Source organism: Lysinibacillus sp. CTST325, from assembly GCF_054665055.1.
Genome location: NZ_BAAFHO010000005.1, coordinates 173,656 through 194,171, shown reverse-complemented (window position 1 = coordinate 194,171; position 20,516 = coordinate 173,656). Strand labels below are relative to the sequence as shown.

At 36.4% G+C, this 20,516-nt stretch carries 17 protein-coding genes and 1 pseudogene; 16 read left to right on the top strand and 2 right to left on the bottom strand.

The features are described 5' to 3' along the window. Positions 1–14: 14 nt before the first annotated feature. Positions 15–214: pseudogene (locus tag ACYQ73_RS14290) on the top strand (IS1595 family transposase); the annotation flags it as partial. A 93-nt stretch (positions 215–307) separates the two neighbouring features. Here ACYQ73_RS14290 and ACYQ73_RS14285 read toward each other — a convergent pair. After that, complete coding sequence (locus tag ACYQ73_RS14285; protein ID WP_460013097.1) at positions 308–826, bottom strand: GrpB family protein; 519 nt, start codon at positions 824–826, stop codon at positions 308–310. Between the two features lie 697 nt (positions 827–1,523). Here ACYQ73_RS14285 and ACYQ73_RS14280 point away from each other — a divergent pair. The 12 genes from ACYQ73_RS14280 (at position 1,524) to ACYQ73_RS14225 (ending at position 14,629) form a co-directional block, all read left to right on the top strand. Next, positions 1,524–2,270 (top strand): M15 family metallopeptidase, encoded by a 747-nt coding sequence (locus tag ACYQ73_RS14280; protein WP_460013096.1) that lies wholly within the window; start codon positions 1,524–1,526, stop codon positions 2,268–2,270. Further along, positions 2,267–3,061: a M55 family metallopeptidase gene (locus ACYQ73_RS14275; RefSeq protein ID WP_460013095.1), complete on the top strand. Its 795-nt coding sequence runs from the start codon at positions 2,267–2,269 to the stop codon at positions 3,059–3,061. Before ACYQ73_RS14280 ends, ACYQ73_RS14275 begins: the two co-directional genes overlap by 4 nt. 23 nt (positions 3,062–3,084) lie before the next feature. Further along, entirely contained in the window at positions 3,085–4,149 is a 1,065-nt protein-coding gene (locus tag ACYQ73_RS14270; RefSeq protein WP_460013094.1) for a dipeptide epimerase, read from the top strand. Between the two features lie 162 nt (positions 4,150–4,311). Beyond that, positions 4,312–6,135 (top strand): peptide ABC transporter substrate-binding protein, encoded by a 1,824-nt coding sequence (locus tag ACYQ73_RS14265; RefSeq protein WP_460013093.1) that lies wholly within the window; start codon positions 4,312–4,314, stop codon positions 6,133–6,135. Between the two features lie 182 nt (positions 6,136–6,317). After that, positions 6,318–7,262: an ABC transporter permease gene (locus ACYQ73_RS14260; protein WP_460013092.1), complete on the top strand. Its 945-nt coding sequence runs from the start codon at positions 6,318–6,320 to the stop codon at positions 7,260–7,262. Then, positions 7,262–8,236 (top strand): ABC transporter permease, encoded by a 975-nt coding sequence (locus ACYQ73_RS14255; protein ID WP_460013091.1) that lies wholly within the window; start codon positions 7,262–7,264, stop codon positions 8,234–8,236. Before ACYQ73_RS14260 ends, ACYQ73_RS14255 begins: the two co-directional genes overlap by 1 nt. A 15-nt stretch (positions 8,237–8,251) precedes the next feature. Next, positions 8,252–9,304, top strand: coding sequence for an ABC transporter ATP-binding protein (locus tag ACYQ73_RS14250; RefSeq protein ID WP_460013090.1), 1,053 nt, complete (start codon positions 8,252–8,254; stop codon positions 9,302–9,304). Then, on the top strand, positions 9,294–10,241 hold the full coding sequence (locus ACYQ73_RS14245) for an ATP-binding cassette domain-containing protein (RefSeq protein WP_460013089.1): 948 nt from the start codon (positions 9,294–9,296) through the stop codon (positions 10,239–10,241). The genes ACYQ73_RS14250 and ACYQ73_RS14245 overlap by 11 nt, the downstream gene beginning before the upstream one ends. Continuing rightward, positions 10,238–11,170, top strand: coding sequence for a S66 peptidase family protein (locus tag ACYQ73_RS14240; RefSeq protein ID WP_460013088.1), 933 nt, complete (start codon positions 10,238–10,240; stop codon positions 11,168–11,170). Before ACYQ73_RS14245 ends, ACYQ73_RS14240 begins: the two co-directional genes overlap by 4 nt. 9 nt (positions 11,171–11,179) lie before the next feature. Continuing rightward, on the top strand, positions 11,180–11,965 hold the full coding sequence (locus ACYQ73_RS14235) for a serine hydrolase (protein ID WP_460013087.1): 786 nt from the start codon (positions 11,180–11,182) through the stop codon (positions 11,963–11,965). Then, positions 11,962–12,774: an NlpC/P60 family protein gene (locus ACYQ73_RS14230; RefSeq protein WP_460013086.1), complete on the top strand. Its 813-nt coding sequence runs from the start codon at positions 11,962–11,964 to the stop codon at positions 12,772–12,774. Before ACYQ73_RS14235 ends, ACYQ73_RS14230 begins: the two co-directional genes overlap by 4 nt. Before the next feature lie 358 nt (positions 12,775–13,132). Further along, positions 13,133–14,629, top strand: a complete 1,497-nt coding sequence (locus tag ACYQ73_RS14225; protein ID WP_460013085.1) for an ATP-binding cassette domain-containing protein — start codon at positions 13,133–13,135, stop codon at positions 14,627–14,629. A gap of 127 nt (positions 14,630–14,756) precedes the next feature. Here ACYQ73_RS14225 and ACYQ73_RS14220 read toward each other — a convergent pair whose 3' ends face one another. After that, positions 14,757–15,515: a glucosaminidase domain-containing protein gene (locus ACYQ73_RS14220; RefSeq protein ID WP_460013084.1), complete on the bottom strand. Its 759-nt coding sequence runs from the start codon at positions 15,513–15,515 to the stop codon at positions 14,757–14,759. A 666-nt stretch (positions 15,516–16,181) separates the two neighbouring features. Here ACYQ73_RS14220 and ACYQ73_RS14215 point away from each other — a divergent pair. The 3 genes from ACYQ73_RS14215 to ACYQ73_RS14205 all read left to right on the top strand — a co-directional run bounded on the left by ACYQ73_RS14215 (position 16,182) and on the right by ACYQ73_RS14205 (position 20,404). Then, entirely contained in the window at positions 16,182–17,141 is a 960-nt protein-coding gene (locus ACYQ73_RS14215) for an ABC transporter ATP-binding protein (RefSeq protein WP_460013083.1), read from the top strand. After that, positions 17,134–18,648, top strand: coding sequence for an ABC transporter permease/substrate-binding protein (locus ACYQ73_RS14210; protein WP_460013082.1), 1,515 nt, complete (start codon positions 17,134–17,136; stop codon positions 18,646–18,648). Before ACYQ73_RS14215 ends, ACYQ73_RS14210 begins: the two co-directional genes overlap by 8 nt. Before the next feature lie 493 nt (positions 18,649–19,141). Next, positions 19,142–20,404, top strand: coding sequence for a DUF5068 domain-containing protein (locus tag ACYQ73_RS14205; RefSeq protein WP_460013081.1), 1,263 nt, complete (start codon positions 19,142–19,144; stop codon positions 20,402–20,404). The last annotated feature ends 112 nt before the right edge of the window (positions 20,405–20,516 follow it).

The following is a 20,516-nucleotide window of genomic DNA, read 5'->3' as shown; positions in this document are numbered from 1 at the left end:
ATGGAGGTTTTTTTAATCTAAATAAAGAAGGGGATGTAAAAAAGGGTACTACCATCTGAATAATATCAGCAACTATCACAAACGATTAAAGGACAGGATGGATAGATCTCAAGGCGTAGCAACTAAATATTTGAACAACTACCTCTATTGGTTCGGTTTTCTTCAACAAAGAAAATGGAGGGAAAAGTCAAATGCTGCTAAGGTGCTTGTCAACAATCAAGTAGCTAACAAAGCCGTCTCATCAAAAAACAGCTCTACTCCTTTATACGGTATCAAAACAAACAAACAAACAAACAATTATTTTAATTTATTTTGCATGTTCTCTTTTGTGCCAAGCAAGTGCTTTTTTCTCCATTTCTGAAACAAATGCTTTTTTAGCAGGGCTATAATCATGAGTTGACTCATATTTATTCGCTAAAGCTTCTTTAAATTGACTATATCTACTAGCTTCTTCTGGATTTGTAAGAAGATAATCTCGAAAAACTATGTGACGCTTAATCTGCGGGTTATCAGATTGATAAAAATGAATATGGTGTGTCCGGTTTTCTCCACCTTTACGGAATAACCTTCTCCCCTCAATTCCCCATTCACCAACTACATCATATTGCATTGAATTCATTTGTTCGTTGTATGAATCTATTTTTTTGATATCATTTACTATACACATCATATCTATTACAGGCTTTGCTTTCATACCTGGAATGGAAGTGCTACCAAAATGCTCAAAAGATATTATTTCATCACCAAAAATAGTTTTTAATATTTTTACTTCTTCTTCAAACATAACTTTCCAATTCCCAGTGTAATCTGATAATCTAACTTTCATTAAGTATTCTCCTTAACTTCTATTTTTCTCAATCGACTAAATCTCTATAACCATCATACCATGAAAAGTAAATTCCTCTTTTATGTCTAAAAGCAACAATTCTTAAGGGAATATCCTTTTATAACCAATTAAATTTGATTCAATTAACCAAAGCTCATCATCGAAAGCTGTGGATGACATTTGTTAAAATGTATACCATCTATCTCCATTAAGTAGAAGACTCCTACCTCTGAAGGTGGTGGGATAAATGTGGATGTGATTCCCTACAACTACTGAAATAGAGGAACTCAGTCTTAGATCGCCACGTCTTGCGGTAATTTAGCTGTGTGAAAGAGAAGTGACAGCGGCAAATGTTTCCTGCGCGAAAGCGAAGCGGCAGCGACAATTTAGGCCAAGGCGAAATCAACCATATGTTATGGAGAGGAGCTTAAACTAATGAAATCGTTGAAGATTTATTCGCCATTTTTTATCATTTTCTGTAATCTTCTATTCCCTCCGCGAATAAAATTCCTAAATAGGTGAAGAAACATTGTTTTTCGACTTCTTGCATAAATTATTTGGCGGATATTGTTTGAAAAGCAGAGAATAGCTAGTACTCTGTAATATTTCTTTTTTTATCTAGTCAATAAATATAAGGTATGATACATTCAATGAAAACTGAATTATCCGAAAATTTTATCGAAATCTGAAATTGGAGGTGTGTACTATACATGACGCTGTTTTTTATCCAATTGAAGTAAATAAAACTTTAATTGGGGACTCAACGCCAACAATTCGTGAAAATGGCGAGCCATTCATTCAAATCAGGGAAGAACATTCGAGGATTTTTGTTAAGCCAATTTACTATCATCAAAAAATACCAAACAGTTTACAAGCGATTTATTTACGTCAGGGTGTATATGAGCGATTAACACAAGCGCTATTATTATTGTCTAAAAATTATAGCCTTATTTTATATGATGGCTATCGTCCGTTCCAAGTGCAGCAATTTTTGTTTACGAGTTTTTCAAAGCAAATCGCACAAAGTTTTCCGCATTTTACTGAGCAAGAGGTTGAAAGAGAAACGCGAAAGTATGTTGCATTTCCTAGCATTGAACATGCTCATCTTGCCCCTCATTTAACAGGTGGAGCGATTGATGTGACACTAGGCGATTTAGATGGTAATGCTTTAAATTTAGGTACCGCATTTGATGAAATCAGTGAAAAGTCTGCGACACGCTATTTTGAACAACATCCAGAGGAAGATTGGGAAGCCTGTGTTCATCGACGTCTACTATATAACTGTATGACAATGGTTGGCTTTACGAATTATTCAGAGGAATGGTGGCATTACGATTTTAATAATGTTTCATGGGCAAGACGTGTTGGGGCGCAAGAAGCTAGTTATGGAGCTGTGGAAGCAATGATCCAAGACAATAAAGTAAAGGAGTTTCGATTTCTATGAAGGTCTATATTAGTGCAGATATTGAAGGGATTACTGGCACAACAGCTTGGAGTGAGACGGAGCTAAACGCGCCAGATTATCAGTTTTTCCAAAAGCAAATGACAAAGGAAGTAGAAGCCGCTATAGAGGGGGCTATTCTTGGTGGAGCAACCGAAATTTTATTAAAGGACGCTCATGATTCAGCGCGTAATCTTGATATTTCTAATCTACCAGTAAACTGCAAGGTTATTCGTGGTTGGACGTATGATCCGATGTGTATGGTTGCGGGACTAGACAAGAGCTTTGATCGCGCCATTTTTATTGGCTATCACAGTAAAGGAGGCAGTGCGCGTAATCCTTTAGCACATACGCTTTGTGTTTTTGCCGATGTGAAAATTAATGGGGAGTACACGAGCGAATTTTTAATTAATACGTATGCGGCTGCTTTACATGGTGTTCCCGTTTCGTTTGTCAGTGGAGATGTGGGGTTAACAGAGGAAATTCAATCTATCAATGATAATATCATCACATTTGCTACGAAAGAAGGCATAGGAAATGCGACCATTAGCGTGAGTCCACAGCTGACGATTAAAGAAACGAAACGACTTGTTGAGGACTCGATGAAGGTGGCACGTGAAGATTTACAAGTGACATTACCAGAGCGCTTTGTTGTAGAAATCATTTATCGTGATCATACACGAGCGTATCGAAATTCTTTCTATCCGAATGCTACGTTTAAACCACATAATACAGTGGAATTCGTAACGGAGGATTTTTATGAGGTGCTTCGTCTTTTACAGTTCTTAACATAAGTAACTTAAAGGTAGGTGAATGGATGAAAATTAAAAATATTGTCGTGGGGAAGGTAGAGGCACCGCTAATAACACCGTTTAAAACAGCTTTAAGAACAGTTCATAGCATTCACAATATTGCCGTCTATGTCCATGCTGATGATGGGCAAATAGGCATCGGTGAAGCGGCGCCAACTGCAGCCATTACTGGTGAAACACTAGGGTCTATTTCGCACGCTATAGAAGAGTATATAAAGCCAGCCATTATCGGAATGGATATTGAAGAATTGACAGAAATCATGGTTCGCATTGACAACAGTATTTATCAAAACACCAGTGCAAAAGCTGCGGTAGATATGGCGATTTATGATTTGTTTGCAAAACACTATCAAACACCTCTGTATAAATTATTAGGTGGCTATCGGAAAGAGTTAATAACAGATATTACGATAAGTGTAAATGATGCTGAAAAAATGGTGAAGGATAGTATTGCCGCTGTACAACGAGGTTTTCAAATTTTAAAGATCAAGGTGGGGAAAGATCCAGCAGGTGATGTAGAGCGAGTAGTTGCCATTCGAGATGCAGTTGGACACGCCATAACATTACGAGTTGACGCGAATCAGGGCTGGACACCGAAGCAAGCTGTACAAATTATTGGTGCACTTGAAGATGCAGGTACGAATGTTGAATTGGTGGAGCAGCCTGTTCATTGCCATGATTTAGTAGGAATGCAATTCGTGACGGCTAATACGTTGACAAATATTTTGGCAGATGAAAGTGTTTTCTCTGCAAAAGATGCCTATACAATTATTGAAAAGCGAGCGGCAGATTTGATTAACATTAAGCTCATGAAAACAGGAGGCATTTATCAAGCACAGAAAATTTGCCATATTGCGGAGGCGAACGACATACCTTGCATGATTGGTTGTATGTTAGAGACAAAAATTAGCGTTAGTGCCGCTGCACATTTTGCCGCATCACAGAAAAATATCACGATGGTTGATTTAGACGGACCAAGTTTATGTTTGAAAGATTCTATTGCGGGTGGTCCAATATTTGAAAATGATCGAATTAGGATGACGGATGCTGTTGGAATTGGCTTTTCATAATAAAGTGCAGCTTCAATCAGTGAGGGGGTTCGTCATCCCTACTGACTGTAAATAGAACCAATCGGGCTTTAGGATAGTGGACCTCTCACTTATGCTTCACTAAAGTGGGATTTTTACTGTCACTTTATGTAGATAAATAAGATTACTAGGGGGATGCTTATAATGAAAAGGTATTGGTTGCTTTTCGTGTGTCTTGTTGTCATGCTTTGTGCAGCATGTAGTGATGATTCTTCAAGTGAAAAAAAATCAGAGTATCGCGTTGTTTATTCGGGGGAAATAAAAACGTTAAATTACTTAAAGACCTCTGAAACCAATGAGTTTGCTGTGGCGGCGAACTTAATTGATGGATTAATTGAGTATGATAAGTATGGCGTTGTACAACCAAGCATAGCCAAAGAATGGTCATCAAATGACGATGCTACAGTTTGGACGTTCAAGCTACGTGACGATGCAAAATGGGTCACTCATGACGGGAAAGAGTATGCGGATGTTGTTGCTCAAGATTTTGTAGATGGCTTACATTATGTACTTGATGCGAAAAATGAATCATCAACAGCTTGGATTGCTACAGTCGTGAAAAACGGGGAAGCCTTCTATAACGGTGATATGACAGATTTTACGAAGGTTGGCATAAAGGCAATAGATGAACATACAGTAGAATATACTTTAGAAAAGCCAACACCTTATTTCCTTTCTATGTTGAACTATGTCTGCTTCTTCCCGGTTAATGGCAAGTTTATAGCAGAAAAAGGTGATAGTTTTGGTACAACTCGTGAAAATTTCCTTTATAACGGTTCCTTTATTTTAGATAAATTTGAGCCGCAAAATGAGCGAGTACTTGTGAGAAATGATAAGTATTGGGATAAAGACCATGTTCTGATCGATCGCATTCGTTATAAATACAATAAAGAAGCGGCTACAGTTGAACCAGAATTATTTTTACGAGGAGAAGTCGATTCAGCAAGCATACCAACTTCTATAATTGATGAGTGGTTTAAAGATGATAAGAAAAAATCACAAATTCGTCAAACACAAAATAACTTCTATACGTATTTCTATGCATTAAACTTTAACCCGCAATTTGATGCGGAATACGAGCCTGAAAATTGGAAGAAAGCGGTCAATAATAAAGATTTCCGAAAATCTCTATTCCATGCACTCGACCGTGAATCTGCAATGTTAACTTTAGAACCTTATAATCCAAAAGATTTGCTTAGCAACACGATTACTCCTAAAAACTTTGTCAATGTGGAGGGAGCTGACTATACACAGTTAGCACCATTAGCTGATATTACAAATAATGACTCCTTCAACAAGGAGAAGGCATTGGAATACAAAGAAAAAGCGAAAAAAGCTCTAGAAGGAAAAGTAACTTTCCCAGTAAAAGTGTTAATGCCTTATAACTCCGGTGGTCCAGATTGGGCAAATCGTTCACAAGTGGTTGAACAGCAAATTGAAAAACTATTAGGTACTGATTTTGTAGATATTATCATAGAGGCCGGACCATCTACAGGATTTTTATCAGAGGTTCGTAAACCTGGTAAATTTGCATTACTTGAAGCAAACTGGGGTCCAGACTATGCCGATCCATCAACGTATACAGATCCATTCACTGCAGACGGTACTTATAATAAACCAGAGCTAGCTGAAGGCTATACTGAAGCAAATGGAAAATCAAAATATCAAAATTTAGTGGACGAAGCAAAAGCGACGATCGATACAGCAAAACGGTACGAAGTGTTTGCCAAAGCGGAAGCCTTCTTAATTGATGAGGCATTTGTTATCCCTTATTCAGTAGGGGGAAGTGGCTATGTTGCTTCTAAATTAAATCCATTTGAGGCTCAATATTCTCCATTTGGTGTGACTGCTGAGAAATTTAAAGGTCAGCGAGTGTTAGATAAACCGATGAGTAATGAGGAGTTTAAAGAAGCTTTAGCGAAGTGGGAGCAGGAACGTGCGGATGCGTTAGCTAAAGCAGCAAAATAAAGTGAAACTTCAATCAATGCTCAAATTTTGATAGTTGAATCGGACATTGGATGATGGTGAAAATAGTAGGTTCATTGCGACATTTAAGAAAAAGTCAAAAGTAGTTAGTATTTTATGAAGGAGATACCGAAATAAAAAAGTCGGCATCTCCTTCTGTCTTTCTGAAGAAGGAGGATGAAATGATGCTGAGGTATATAGGTAAGCGTTTATTACAATCAGTTTTAACACTATTTATTATTATTACGATTGTTTTTTCATTACTACGTTTAATGCCAGAAGAAGGCTATTTAGGGGCAGCAGCGAATAAAATGTCACCTGCACAACAAGAAGTATATTTAACGAATTTAGGCTTACGTGACCCGTTACTTGTACAGTTAGGAAATTTTTACGCTAAGCTGTTTCATGGTGATTTAGGTAAATCCGTTACATATCGGACAGATGTACCAGTCGTCACGATTATTGCAGATAAGATCATGTATTCCTTGTTATTTGGTTTAGGGGCGGTTGCGCTATCTCTTCTAATTGGAGTTCCGCTCGGCATATTGATGGCCCAGATGAAGGGACGCTGGCTGGACCGCTTAGGGACAGGCTATATCGTCATTATCGTTGCAGTGCCAGCCGCCGTCTATTATTTAGTCATCCAAATGTATATTACAGAAATTTTCCATTTACCTATGCTTTTTGATGAATATAATCCTATTACTTGGATTTTACCACTGACTTCAATGGCATTAGCACCGACTGCCTCCTATGCTATGTGGATGCGGCGGTACATGGTGGATGAACTAAACAAAGATTACATTAAGCTAGCGAGAGCAAAAGGAGTTAAAGAGCGTGCATTAATGTTTAAACATGTACTACGAAACGCTTTTATTCCGATGGCACAGTATTTACCAGCAACTATTCTTTTTACCATTACAGGTTCCATCTACATTGAATCCTTATATTCTATTCCTGGTATGGGGGGCTTACTCGTAGATGCTATACAGCGACAGGATAATGCGATTGTACAAGGCTTAGTGCTTGTGTTCTCTTCACTTGGAATTATCGGACTAATTTTAGGTGATATTGCAATGGCTCTTGTTGATCCGCGCATTAAATTGGGGAAAGGGGAGAGTGTACGTTAATGGGAATGTATTCAGAAGAAATAAATAATATCTCAAACAAATCACGTGAAACATTGTTCGATTTTGCGGAAGTAGATGACCGTCAAGCTGAAGAAACAGCCTATTCTAATTATTCCTATTGGCGTTCAACATGGAAATCCTTTTTGAAAAATCGCATCGCTGTCTTTTTATTAGTTGGCGTGCTTATTATCGTAGCTTTTACCATTTTACAGCCGTATTTACCAGCACAAAAATCACCGACTGAAATATATTTAGATGAGCAGACGGGTCTCCAAGCACGTAATGTTGCACCTAACGCCGAATTTTGGTTTGGGACAAATTCCATTGGACAGGATTTATGGTCACGTATTTGGGCAGGGACAAGGACATCGTTATTTATTGGCTGTGTAGTTGCTTTAGTAGAGGCTATCGTCGGTATTACGATCGGCACACTTTGGGGTTTTTCGCGGAAATTAGAGATGCCCATTACACAGCTTTACAACGTCGTTGATAATATACCGACAACAATTGTGCTTATTTTAATGTCTTATATTTTGCGACCAAGTATTTCAACTATTATTATTGCCATGTGTATTACGGGCTGGGTAGAAATGGCAAGATTTATACGCAATCAAATTGTTATTTTGCGTGATCGTGAGTATAACTTAGCCTCAAAATGTTTAGGTACACCCGATTATCGAATTATTTTAAAAAACCTATTACCCTATCTCATTTCCGTCATTATGTTACGAATGAGTCTAGCCATACCATTTGCTATAGGCTCAGAAGTGTTTTTAACATATATTGGATTAGGACTACCGATTAGTGAGCCGTCTTTAGGAAATTTAATTAATGAAGGACGAGTACTCATGATGTCTCCAGAATTAAGATATCAGCTCATTTTTCCAAGTATTGTATTAAGTATGATTACAATCGCATTTTATATTATAGGAAATTCATTTGCAGACGCAGCAGATCCGAAAAATCACGTATAAAGGGGGATGTTGGAAGTGACACAAAAATCACCTATTTTAACTATCCAAAACCTTGTTATTAAATTTAAACTTCGTGGCAGAGTGCTAACGGCTATTCGTCATATTTCCCTCGATTTATACAGAGGTGAAAGTCTAGCAATCGTTGGCGAGTCAGGTTCAGGAAAATCTGTTCTAATGAAATCAATCATGGGCTTACTCGATAAAAATGGCTACATCGATCAGGGGCAGATCATCTACAATGATAGGGATTTAGCACAGTTTAAATCCGAGCGGGAGTGGCTAAGCATTCGTGGAAAAGAAGTGGCAATGGTTACACAGGATCCAATGACATCATTAAATCCACTGAAAACGATTGGCAAGCAAATTGAGGAATGTGTTATTTTACATCAGAATTTAAAGGGCAAGGCAGCATACGAAGAAACTTTAAAATTGTTAAAAGATGTTGGGATTCACGATGTGGAAAAGCGTTATAAGCAATATCCTCACGAATTTTCAGGAGGTATGCGTCAACGAATTGTAATAGCTATTGCACTAGCGTGTAAGCCTAAGATCTTAATTTGTGATGAGCCAACAACTGCATTAGACGTAACAATCCAAGCGCAAATTTTGCAGCTTTTAAAAAATCTTCAACAAAAATATGGACTAACGACTGTTTATATAACGCATGATTTAGGCGTCGTAGCGAAGGTTGCTGACCGTATTGCAGTGATGTATGCAGGTGATGTCATCGAAATAGGGAAGACGCATGAAATTTTCTTTAATGGCAAGCATCCTTATACATGGGCACTCATTTCTTCTTTACCGCAACTAGGCTCAAAAGGGGAGCAGCTTTATTCTATCAAAGGTACTCCACCAAATCTTTTTCAAGAAATTAAAGGAGATGCCTTTGCACCTCGCAATCAATATGCGTTAAAGATTGATTTTATGGAACGTCCACCATTTTTTCAGGTCAGTGACACACATTATGCTCGTACGTGGCTATTAGATCCACTTGCGCCGAAAGTGGAGCCCCCTGAAGCGCTACAAGCCTTTTTCGAAGAAGGGAGACGATACGCGCATGAGTCATAAAGAAGTAGTAGTTGAGGTGAAAAATTTAAAGGTTGTTTTTGGGAAAGGTAAACATAAATTTATAGCGATTGATGATGTCAGCTTCGATATTTTTAAAGGTGAAACATTTGGTTTAGTAGGTGAATCAGGCTCTGGAAAAACAACAATCGGCCGAGCTATTATGCGTATCAATGAAGTCACTGAAGGTCAAATACTGTATCACGGTAAGAAACTAAATGGCAAAATACCGAAGGAGTGGGATCGAGAAATTACACAGAAAATCCAAATGATTTTTCAAGATCCTATGGGGTCGCTAAATGAACGCGCAAAGGTAGACTATATTATTTCAGAGGGACTTATTAATACAAAGAACTTCAAAAATGAGGCAGATCGTCAACAGAAGGTACGCAATGCCTTATTAAATGTAGGATTATTACCGGAGTTTTCTAGTCGCTTCCCACATGAATTTTCAGGAGGACAGCGTCAGCGTATCGGCATTGCACGTGCACTAGTAATGGAGCCAGAGTTTATTATTGCGGATGAACCAATTTCAGCATTAGACGTATCCATTCGTGCACAAGTATTAAATTTACTAGCAAACCTACAGCAGCAAAATGATTTAACCTATTTATTCATAGCTCATGACTTATCTGTAGTCCGATTTATTACGGATCGAACTGCTGTTATTTATAAAGGTAAAATTGTTGAGTTAGCAGAGACAGAAAAACTGTTTGCTAATCCCCTTCATCCATATACAAGAGCTTTATTGTCGGCAGTACCTGAACCAAATCCATATAAGGAGCGTAATAAAGTCGTAGAAATCTACAATCCTTCACAGCATAACTATGACATTCAGCCACCGTCATTTACCGAAATAGAAGAAGGTCATTTTGTCTTGGCTAATGAAGAGGAATTGGATAGATACCGAACTTCACTAAAAATGGAGGTAAGCAAATGATTCGTCCAAAGGCATTGAAAAAGGGTGACACAATTGGTTTGATAAGTGCTTCGGGTGCTACCCCACCTGAAAAATTTCTCCCTGCCGTTCAAAGTATTGAAAAGCTAGGTTTTAAGGTTGTCGCTGGGGAAACATGTAGAGCAAGACATGGCTACTTAGCAGGCTCAGATGAATTAAGAGCTTCTGAAGTTAATCAAATGTTTAGGAACTCTAATATTGACGGCATCTTCTGTATACGTGGAGGTTACGGGGCGACGAAAATTTTACCGCTTCTAGATTTCGATATGATAAAAGCCAACCCAAAAGTATTTGCTGGCTATAGCGATGTAACAGCATTACATATCGCTTTTAACCAACAATGTGACTTTGTCACGTATCATACACCAATGCCCTCTACAGAATTTATTCGGCCGGAGATGGATGAATATACATGGAAGTCCTTTATCGACAGTGTGACAGCAACAGAACGTACGGACTACTGCCTTGAAAATCCACCTGGACGTACAATGACAACGCTTGTAGCTGGCAAAGCGACAGGGCAGCTTATTGGTGGGAACTTAACACTAGTGACGGCATCTCTTGGGACACCTTATGAAATTGATACAAGGGGTAAAATCATATTTTTAGAGGATGTAGATGAGAGTGAGCAACGTGTGGATCGGATGCTTACACAGCTAAAATTGGCAGGCAAACTAGATGAGGTGGCTGGTATCTTATTGGGAGCTTGGACAAATTGTGGTCCAGAAAATCCAAAACATCCGTTGAATAGCTTATCACTACAAACAATTTTTCAAGAAATTTTAGGTCCACTCCATATACCTATCGTTAAAGACATTACTTGTGGCCACTGTTTACCAACGATGTCCCTGCCATTAGGTCGAACTATTACAATGGACACGGAGAATCAAATGATAAAAGTTATAGAGTAGGTGTGAAATATGAAGCAAACGATTACACAAATTCTTCAAAAAGCACCCTATAAAGTGCATATGTTTGTGAAAGATTGTAAAACGGAGCATTTTTATATTAGAGAAAAAATAGAAGACACGTTTTCCAGTGCTAGCTTAATTAAAGTGCCAATACTACTTGCTGTTATGAAATATGTAGAAAGCAACAATCTATCATTAGAGCAAGAGATTAAGATAGCACCAGAAGAATGGGTTGAATTTAGTGTTATTAGTGAGCAGCGGCTAGAGCAAAGTACCATCTATGAGCTTTTAGTATGGATGATTATTACGAGTGATAATACAGCAACAAATGTACTAATCGATTTTCTTGGAATGGATACGCTCAATCAATATTTTAGTGAAATTGGACTTCTGCAAACTACAGTTCAACGTAAGATGATGGATTTCGAAAGACTAGCAAAAGGCTTTGATAATACTACGTCAGCATGTGATATGGCACTGCTATTTGCACGAATTTATCGTAGGGACTTGTTATCATCAGTATTTAGTGAGCTTACGATAGATATTTTATGTCGTCAACGTGTACACGAATCACTAAAGCGTTATTTAGTAGATGAAGTGAAACTTGCTCACAAAACAGGTGGTCTTGATACGGTAGATCATGATGTTGGGATTGTATATAGTAGCTCTGGGGATTATCTTATTGGCGTTTTCGTCACAGAGGTTACTAATAATGATTATGCTAGGCAGCTAATTGGTCGTATTTCCAAAGTTGTTTATGATTATTTGGTGAAGCGGAAGGAGATGATAGAATGAATGCCATTGTGACGTCAATGATTGCGAATTTACACGAAAAGCCAGATGAAGCTTCAGAATTAGTGGATGAGGTACTATACGGAATGACGGTTCAAATCATGGAAGAAATAGATGAAAACTGGGTCCGCATACAAACTGCTTATCGCTATGAAGGCTATTGTAAGAAAGATAACTTACTAGTTGATGAAGTAAAAACGGACATTTGGCTACAAAAGGCAAACCATTTTATTAGCCAAAGCTTTGCAGATGTTTTGCAACAACCTCTTATTCAGAGTACGAAAATGATGACACTCGTTAAAGGCTCTATCATCTGTTCGATTGTCATTGACGAGCTAGATCCTGAATGGGCAGCAGTACAATTAGTGTCGGGTGAGCTAGGTTATCTACGTAGGCAATGGCTACAAGAAAAAATTCTAGAAAACAGCTTACCCGAGCAACAATTACGAGAAAATGTTGTCCAAACAGCGCTTAGCTATTTAACAACACCCTATCGCTGGGGAGGAAAATCGCCGTTAGGTATTGATTGCTCAGGTCTATGTTCAATGGCATATATGCTAAACGGGGTAAATATTTATCGCGATGCTAAAATCGTTGAAGGTTTTCCTATCAAGGAAATATCGCTAGAGCACATACAAAAGGGAGACTTATTATACTTCCCAGGACATATTGCACTGTACATTGGAGATGATCTTTATGTCCATTCATCACTAGGTGGGAATGAAGTAAATATTAATAGTCTGAATGAATTACATCCGCTATATAGAACAGATTTAGCAACAACAATAACAGCAGTAGGGAGCTTATTTTAATCCTCTGAATGAAATCATTTTATCATCATAAGTTTTCATACAATTGACAAAATATAAATATAATGTTAGATTAAACCAATCAGCTATATTTGAATGAACGGAGGGTGAAGAATATGAGCAATTGTTTATTTATTATTAAAGCAAATTCCATAATAAATAAACAAGAAGCTAATTTTCACCTGTCATATATCTATTCTATTACTCTTTGATTTTTACACATTGAGTAAATACTTTTGTTGAGCGAGATGCTTCTGTTTACTAACAGGGGCATCTTTTTTTGTTTTTATAAAGACTTGGGGTGATGCATATGAGCAACTAAGACAAACGGTAAGGGTGGAAAAATGAAAGGGGAATCTATATGATTGAAATTCACAATCTTACAATTAAAACGAAGAAAGATTTCCGAACTTTAATTGAAAATTTTAATTTTAGTACTCAAAAGGAAGACAAGATTGTCATCATTGGTGAAGAGGGCAATGGAAAAAGTACTTTATTAAAACTCATTTACGATGAACAATTGATTGCTAATTATTGTACTTTTGAAGGAAAAGTTCTTAAAAATAATTACTCACTAGGATTTCTTTCACAGGAACTGTCAGCTAAAGAAAAAAAGATGACCGTTACTGAATTTTTTACAGAAAATAGTTGGAGTAAAGAGTTGTTAAAGGTAATGGATGATTTTGGGGTTGAATCATTAGTTTCAGAAAAAAGGATAGGTGATTTTTCGGGAGGTGAACGATTTAAGTATCGTTTTTTAAATATATTCGCCAAAAATCCAGATGTTCTTTTGTTAGATGAACCGACAAATGATTTGGATATTGGAATGATAGAATGGTTGGAAAGATTTATTCAACAGACGACGATGCCTGTCATTTTTATATCACATGATGAAACATTTATAAGTAATACAGCGAACGCGATTATTCACATGGAGCTAATAAAAAGGAAGCAAATACCTAAATATTCATTCTCAAGAGAACCCTATGAAAAGTATCTTCTCAATCGAGAGAATAATTTGAATAAACAGGAACAGACTGCGAGAAAGCAAGCAGCAGATTATAAAAAACAAATGAATAAATGGCAAGATGTTTGGAAAAAGGCTGAACATCAACATCAGAATGTGTCTCGCTCAGATCCCAGATTACAAAAGAAAATAAAGTCATTAAAAAATCAAAAGAAACGCATGGAGAAAGCAACGGAAGAATTTTTAGAAGTACCGAGTATAGAAGAGGCAAGCGAATTTCGCTTTGATTCCTCGGTATACGTGCATCGCAGTAAGAAAATTCTAGAGCTATCGATCGAAGCTCTTCAAATAGACAATAAACAGCTTTCAAAAAATATAAAGTTATCCATAACTGGACCCGAGAAAGTTGCGATCATTGGAGAAAATGGGGTAGGGAAAACGACTTTATTGAAGAGAATAATGGATGAGCTAACTGAATGCTGTTCCTTAAAAATAGGATACATGCCTCAAAATTATGAGGATTTATTGGATCCAACTCAAACACCTATTAAATTTTTAGAAACAACCGGCAATAAAGAAACTATGACGAAAGCTTTTAACCGATTAGGGAGTATGAAATTTACCCACGATGAAATGCAACAAACGATTGGAAACTTAAGTGGGGGGCAAAAGGCGAAACTACTCTTGTTAAAAATGATATTGGAACGTTGCGAAATATTGGTATTAGATGAACCAACAAGAAACTTTAGTCCTTTGACGACTCCTGTACTGTATAGTGCATTAGCAGAATTTGGTGGAGTCATTATTAGTATTTCGCATGATCGTCGCTATTTAAACGAAGTAGCGACAACAGTTTACGAGTTGACTAGCGAAGGCTTAATAAAACAGTGATATTGAATGTTCAGAAAGATATTAATACTGAGTTTTCATGGTGGCGTTTAAAAGAGTGATAGAAAGCAAATATTACTAAAACCTCCATGCTACAAGGATAAATCCTAATTAAGCTTGGAGGTTTTGGTTAATATTTATAAATATTTAATTGTTGTCCGGCTTCAAGTCTATCAGATCGAAGCTGATTCCATTGTTTAATGGAAGTAACTTTAACATTATGAGCCTCTGCAATATGCATAAGAGAGTCTCCATCTGCTACGGTAATTGTTTTTTTATCTTTGACAGGACTGTCATACTGTTGTAAATCATACTTTGCTATTACTGTATTAAGCTTTTCATTGTATTGTGAATCTGTTGCATAGGAGCCTGTTAAAAACTTCGTAGCATCTGTATAGGACTTTGTATTGCTTTTAAAAACCCCTGCATAGAAATTTTTGTTCCAGGAAACCCCATTACGCATTAATTTCACATAATCTTGTATGGAAGCTTCATAGGAAGGGTATTTGCGAAATGCAGCCATCACCCTTGTCATATTACCTGAACCATCATCCTCAGATGTTTCCAATGTTACGGAGTTATTTTGGTAACTGCCTTTCATACCAAATAAATTGTTATTTGGAGCGGATCCAAGGCCACTTTGTCCATGCTCACTTTCTAACACCGCTTGCGCAATAATAACCGATGCATACAAGTCATTTTCGGAACCTTGTTTTCGAGCAATTTCAGCAATAGAGCCAATAAACTCTTCTACACTAGGGTTATTATCGACAACTACAGGCTCTTCAGTTTCATGAGTATTGAAAAATTGTGTCACCATAAAAAACGAAATACAGATAACAATAACAGTAATCAGAAGACCTTTTAAAAAATTTATGAAGTATTTCATTGTTCATTGATGTTGGTAGATTACCACATCTCCCTCCTTTCTTTTCAATAACGAGGTTCATATATTTCTAATTATTACAGAGTTATAAATAGAAATAAAGTCAGTTTTCTTTTATAGAGTACATCATTCATAGAACGAAAAAACCCTTCATTTAGTTCCTTTATTTCCAGCATAATCGAGAAATAAAAGGCCAATTAAATATAGTTGAAATAATTACTGAAAAATCAAAAATGATAGTATGAACATTTATGAAGCTAGTCATTTTGAAAGGAAATCTTAATTGAAGGTTATTTATTTGTACTCAAAGACAGTATACGATTTTCTATGAAAATTATGAGACAAATAGAGTAGAGCGTCAAGAGGACCAACGTCTTGATATAAAACAAAGAAATAAGTTTGAAATGATTTTAGTTAGTGAAATATATATAGTAACACGATGTCTCTTTAAAAAGAGTTAGTTCTAGACCTACTATGCTTAACGTATATGAAATGAAGAGGATAAAAATAGTAGTTTATTTCTATATTAAAACATCAAGTCAATATATATAGTTGTCAAAATGGTCAAGGTAATCTTTGCAAATGTTGAAGATGAATTCCGTTCTGAACTAAGTGGAGTAAAAGAGTATGTCGTTATTAAGGTGCATTACTAAAAAGGGAGCTTATACGATGATAGCATTTGAAAATGTAACAAAAAAATATGTAAATGACCAAGTCGCTGTGAAATCTATTAATTTAGAGATCCATAAGGGAGAATTTTTTGTTCTTATTGGACCGAGTGGTTGTGGAAAAACAACATTATTAAAAATGATTAATCGATTAATTCATTTAACAGAAGGAACCATTCGCATTAACGGTAAAAGAATTAGTGATTACAACATTCATGAATTGCGATGGAATATCGGCTATGTCCTTCAACAAATTGCACTTTTTCCCCATATGACGATTGAAGAAAATATAGCTGTTGTGCCTGAATTAAAGAAATGGAGTAAACCGCAAATTCAGCAACGAGTTTGTGAATTATTGGATATGGTTGGACTTGAACCAGATAAATATAGTCAGCGTAAGCCAAAAGAGCTTTCTGGTGGTGAGCAACAAAGGGTCGGTGTTGTTCGTGCATTAGCAGCTGATCCCGAAATTATTTTAATGGATGAGCCTTTTAGTGCTTTAGATCCGATTAGTCGTACGAAATTACAAGATGATCTTCTTGAGCTTCAGCAAACGATACAAAAAACAATTGTCTTTGTTTCGCATGATATGCAAGAGGCCTTAAAACTGGGTGATCGCATATGTGTTATGAAGGATGGAGAGATTGTACAGATAGGTACTCCACGTGAAATCATAGACAATCCTGTTAATGATTTTGTTCGAGAATTTGTGGGGATAAAAGAGTATGGAACCTTCCATATCCAGGCTGTAATGGAACCAATTGATGATGAGGTTCATCAAAGAAATCGAGAGAACACCATTTCTACCAAAGATTCTTTGCATACCATTCTTCAAAAATTAGCTCATGATGAATGTTTAGGTGTGGAAGAGAACGGGAAAATAATTGGCGTTGTCACGAGAGCAGCAATGCTTCAGTACTTAGCACATGATTCCTTAGAAAGAGGTAATATAAATGGCTAATTTTTTTGATGTGTTTAGTGAACGAAAAGGCCAGCTATTGGCATCTTTATTAGAGCATATTCAAATTTCATTCATTGCATTATTTCTTGCGGTGGTGATTGCTATCCCTCTAGGAATCTTTTTAACGAATAAAAAGAAAATAGCAGAAAGTATTATCGGTATTAGTGCAGTTTTACAAACGATTCCTTCATTGGCGTTATTAGGGTTATTGATTCCGTTGTTTGGTATCGGAAAAGTACCTGCAATTATTGCCTTAGTTGTTTACGCACTTCTTCCGATTTTACGTAATACGTTTACTGGGATAAACGAAGTAGATCCGTCTTTAAAAGAGGCAGCGATGGCGATGGGGATGAATACTCGAAAGCGATTAGTGAAAGTAGAATTGCCTCTTGCTATGCCCGTTATCATGGCAGGGATTCGAACAGCTATGGTATTAATCGTCGGAACGGCAACTTTAGCAGCATTAATTGGAGCTGGGGGATTAGGGGATATCATTTTGCTTGGCATTGACCGAAATAATACCGCACTTATTATTTTAGGGGCTGTCCCTGCGGCGATTTTAGCATTAGTGTTCGATTTCTTACTAAAAAAACTGGAATCACTGTCGTTTAAAAAAACAATGACATCTTTGAGCATTATTAGTGTAGTGGCATTAATAATGATGATTTTCCCGCTCCTAAACTTCAAAGAGAAAGAAGAAATTGTCATTGCAGGTAAGCTCGGCTCTGAGCCAGAGATTCTTATTAATATGTATAAAATGCTTATTGAAAATGAAACAGACTTAAAGGTGCAATTAAAACCTGGACTTGGTAAAACTTCCTTTGTATTTAATGCACTTAAATCTGGCAGCATCGATATTTATCCAGAATTCACGGGAACGGCAATTTCAGAGTTTTTAAAAGAGGAAGCCATCAATAATAATCAGGAAGATGTTTATCATCAGGCAAAAGAAGGAATGGATAATAAATTTGGCATGGTGATGCTTAGTCCGATGAAATATAACAATACGTATGCATTGGCAGTATCAAAACAAATGGCAGATACTTATCATTTGCAAACAATTTCTGACATTAAGCCTATTCAAGAAACGATAAAAGCTGGTTTTACATTGGAATTTAATGATCGAGAAGATGGTTATTTGGGTATTCAAAAGCGTTATGGTATTACACTTTCTAACATAACAACGATGGAGCCAAAGCTTAGATATCAGGCGATCGAATCAGGAAATATAGATTTATTAGATGCTTATTCAACGGATAGTGAAATACGTCAATATAATCTGCAAGTTTTAGCAGATGACCAGCAACTATTTCCACCTTATCAAGGAGCTCCTTTACTAAGGAAAGAGACGCTAGAGAAATATCCTGAGATTGAAACAGCATTAAATAAGCTGGCAAATCAAATAACAGATGATGAAATGCGCGAAATGAATTATCGAGTAAATGTAGAAGGCCAAAACATAGAAGATGTGGCACGCGACTATTTAACAAAGGCAGGATTGTTGTAAGACGAAAATCATATGGTACAAGTAGCTAGAAAAGAGATGCTTATCTTTTATCTAGCTTTTTTTGTTTATCTCGGATTTTGAAGAGAGTCAATGTAAAAAGTGAAGCTTAATTTTGACATTTCTATAAGAGAATATATTTGCGGCGCTAAGGTAAAAATGCGCGAATTCACATGCGACTATAATCTTGGGTATATTATCCTTATTTTCTGATAACTTCAGAGAAATACCGTTTTTTAGTACATAAATAATTATTACTCAAAGGAATTACTTCGAAAAAGATTAAATGTGGGGAATAATGGGAAATGAAAAATAGGATAGAATTATTCAATAAACAATATTTGGATACTCATTCCTTCGTTAGTACAATTTCTTCCAGTTAAAGTTGTTTTGGTGATAAATGTGGATTAAAATGGGTATCAGCTCAAAAAATATCTTTTTTAATTCGTTTTTACAGTTGAGCCAAAAAATTTAAAGATACATCGTGGAGGAAGAAATGAAAAAGAGTTTATTTTTAATGTCTTCGCTAATTTTATCAACTTCAATCATTCTTAGTGGTTGTGGAAAAAGCACAGACGAAACAAAGAAAGACGATGAACCAAAGAAAGCACAAGAGGAAAAAGCACAAGATAAAGTCCAAAAGGAAGAACCTAAAAAAGATCAAGAATCAACAAAAGGATCAGCTGACTTTGCTTCTTTAATTTCTTATATGGAAAAAGAAACTCAAGGGAAAACTAAAGTTCTTTTTGAAAACAATGAACCACAAGTACATAAAATGGAGAATGTTTCAATTTCGCTTGATGCATATTCAGTAGTAGAATTAAAGGATTTCCACACAGATTTTAATATTCCATTTGGTGAACAAACAAACGGTGGCGTCCTTTTAGCTAAATATACGGTGAAGAATGACATGGATAAAGATGTGTATTACATGCCTAGTTTATATGTAACATTTACGGGTGCAAATAAAGATTATTCGAATTATAAAGATTTAATTCCTGAAGCAGATCAATTACCAACAAAACTAAACTACAAAACAGACTATTTGCTAAAAGCCGGTGAAGAGGTAACAGGGTATATCGCTTATCCATTCGGTGAAACAGATTTAGCAAAAATCAATGAACTGGGCACTGTAGCAGTAGTGGTTCCAAAACCGCTTACTGAAAAGGAAAATTACGGCTCTACGATTGGTTCAGATGGCAGATTTAATCTTGCTATAAATACGGATGGGTCGAAAAAAGTAGCAAGTAATTCTTCATTTTATCAAGATAAAGTAACAATGGACAACATGGGTGAAAAGACGATGTTGAAGGAAAAAAGCGACATTAATGAAAGTAAGAAAATAGGGGATGTCAATGCAATTCTAGAAGGGTATCAGTTTACAAAGTTTACACCTAATGAGGTCGAAGCCCCTCGTTTCTCTAATTTCACTAATGGTGTTACTTTATTAACAGTGAAATTTAAGCTAGAAAATAAAGCTAATAGTGAAATTGGCTTATCTTCTATGTCTTCGAAATTATCAGTCAATGATGGCATGCAATATGCATTAAGCGAAGGTATGCTATTAAATTACAAGTATAATGACGTTATTAAAGCTAGCGAAACTGGCGAGCTATTACAAGTATTCGTATTAGATCAAGAGCAATATGAAAAAATTTGGAAAGATAAAGCCTTTGAAATTGAATTAGGTCCTATCCGAAATAAAGGAGCGGAGGATACTTCAAAAGGTAAAAAAGAAACGTTTACATTACCGAAATAATTTACAGGAGCCCTCTCACAATTTGAGAGGGCACTGAAAAATTTACGTTTTCATAAAAGCGAACCTTTTTCAGATAAAAATAAGGCACTTCTTGTTCAATTTTGGACAGGAA

Excerpts from the sequence above, each read along its gene's own strand:
- ACYQ73_RS14285 (WP_460013097.1), bottom strand. The coding sequence starts at position 826 with ATGAAAGTTAGATTATCAGATTACACTGGGAATTGGAAAGTTATGTTT.
- ACYQ73_RS14275 (WP_460013095.1), top strand. The coding sequence starts at position 2,267 with ATGAAGGTCTATATTAGTGCAGATATTGAAGGGATTACTGGCACAACA.
- ACYQ73_RS14270 (WP_460013094.1), top strand. The coding sequence starts at position 3,085 with ATGAAAATTAAAAATATTGTCGTGGGGAAGGTAGAGGCACCGCTAATA.
- ACYQ73_RS14265 (WP_460013093.1), top strand. The coding sequence starts at position 4,312 with ATGAAAAGGTATTGGTTGCTTTTCGTGTGTCTTGTTGTCATGCTTTGT.
- ACYQ73_RS14260 (WP_460013092.1), top strand. The coding sequence starts at position 6,318 with ATGCTGAGGTATATAGGTAAGCGTTTATTACAATCAGTTTTAACACTA.
- ACYQ73_RS14255 (WP_460013091.1), top strand. The coding sequence starts at position 7,262 with ATGGGAATGTATTCAGAAGAAATAAATAATATCTCAAACAAATCACGT.
- ACYQ73_RS14245 (WP_460013089.1), top strand. The coding sequence starts at position 9,294 with ATGAGTCATAAAGAAGTAGTAGTTGAGGTGAAAAATTTAAAGGTTGTT.
- ACYQ73_RS14240 (WP_460013088.1), top strand. The coding sequence starts at position 10,238 with ATGATTCGTCCAAAGGCATTGAAAAAGGGTGACACAATTGGTTTGATA.
- ACYQ73_RS14235 (WP_460013087.1), top strand. The coding sequence starts at position 11,180 with ATGAAGCAAACGATTACACAAATTCTTCAAAAAGCACCCTATAAAGTG.
- ACYQ73_RS14230 (WP_460013086.1), top strand. The coding sequence starts at position 11,962 with ATGAATGCCATTGTGACGTCAATGATTGCGAATTTACACGAAAAGCCA.
- ACYQ73_RS14225 (WP_460013085.1), top strand. The coding sequence starts at position 13,133 with ATGATTGAAATTCACAATCTTACAATTAAAACGAAGAAAGATTTCCGA.
- ACYQ73_RS14220 (WP_460013084.1), bottom strand. The coding sequence starts at position 15,515 with ATGAAATACTTCATAAATTTTTTAAAAGGTCTTCTGATTACTGTTATT.
- ACYQ73_RS14215 (WP_460013083.1), top strand. The coding sequence starts at position 16,182 with ATGATAGCATTTGAAAATGTAACAAAAAAATATGTAAATGACCAAGTC.
- ACYQ73_RS14210 (WP_460013082.1), top strand. The coding sequence starts at position 17,134 with ATGGCTAATTTTTTTGATGTGTTTAGTGAACGAAAAGGCCAGCTATTG.
- ACYQ73_RS14205 (WP_460013081.1), top strand. The coding sequence starts at position 19,142 with ATGAAAAAGAGTTTATTTTTAATGTCTTCGCTAATTTTATCAACTTCA.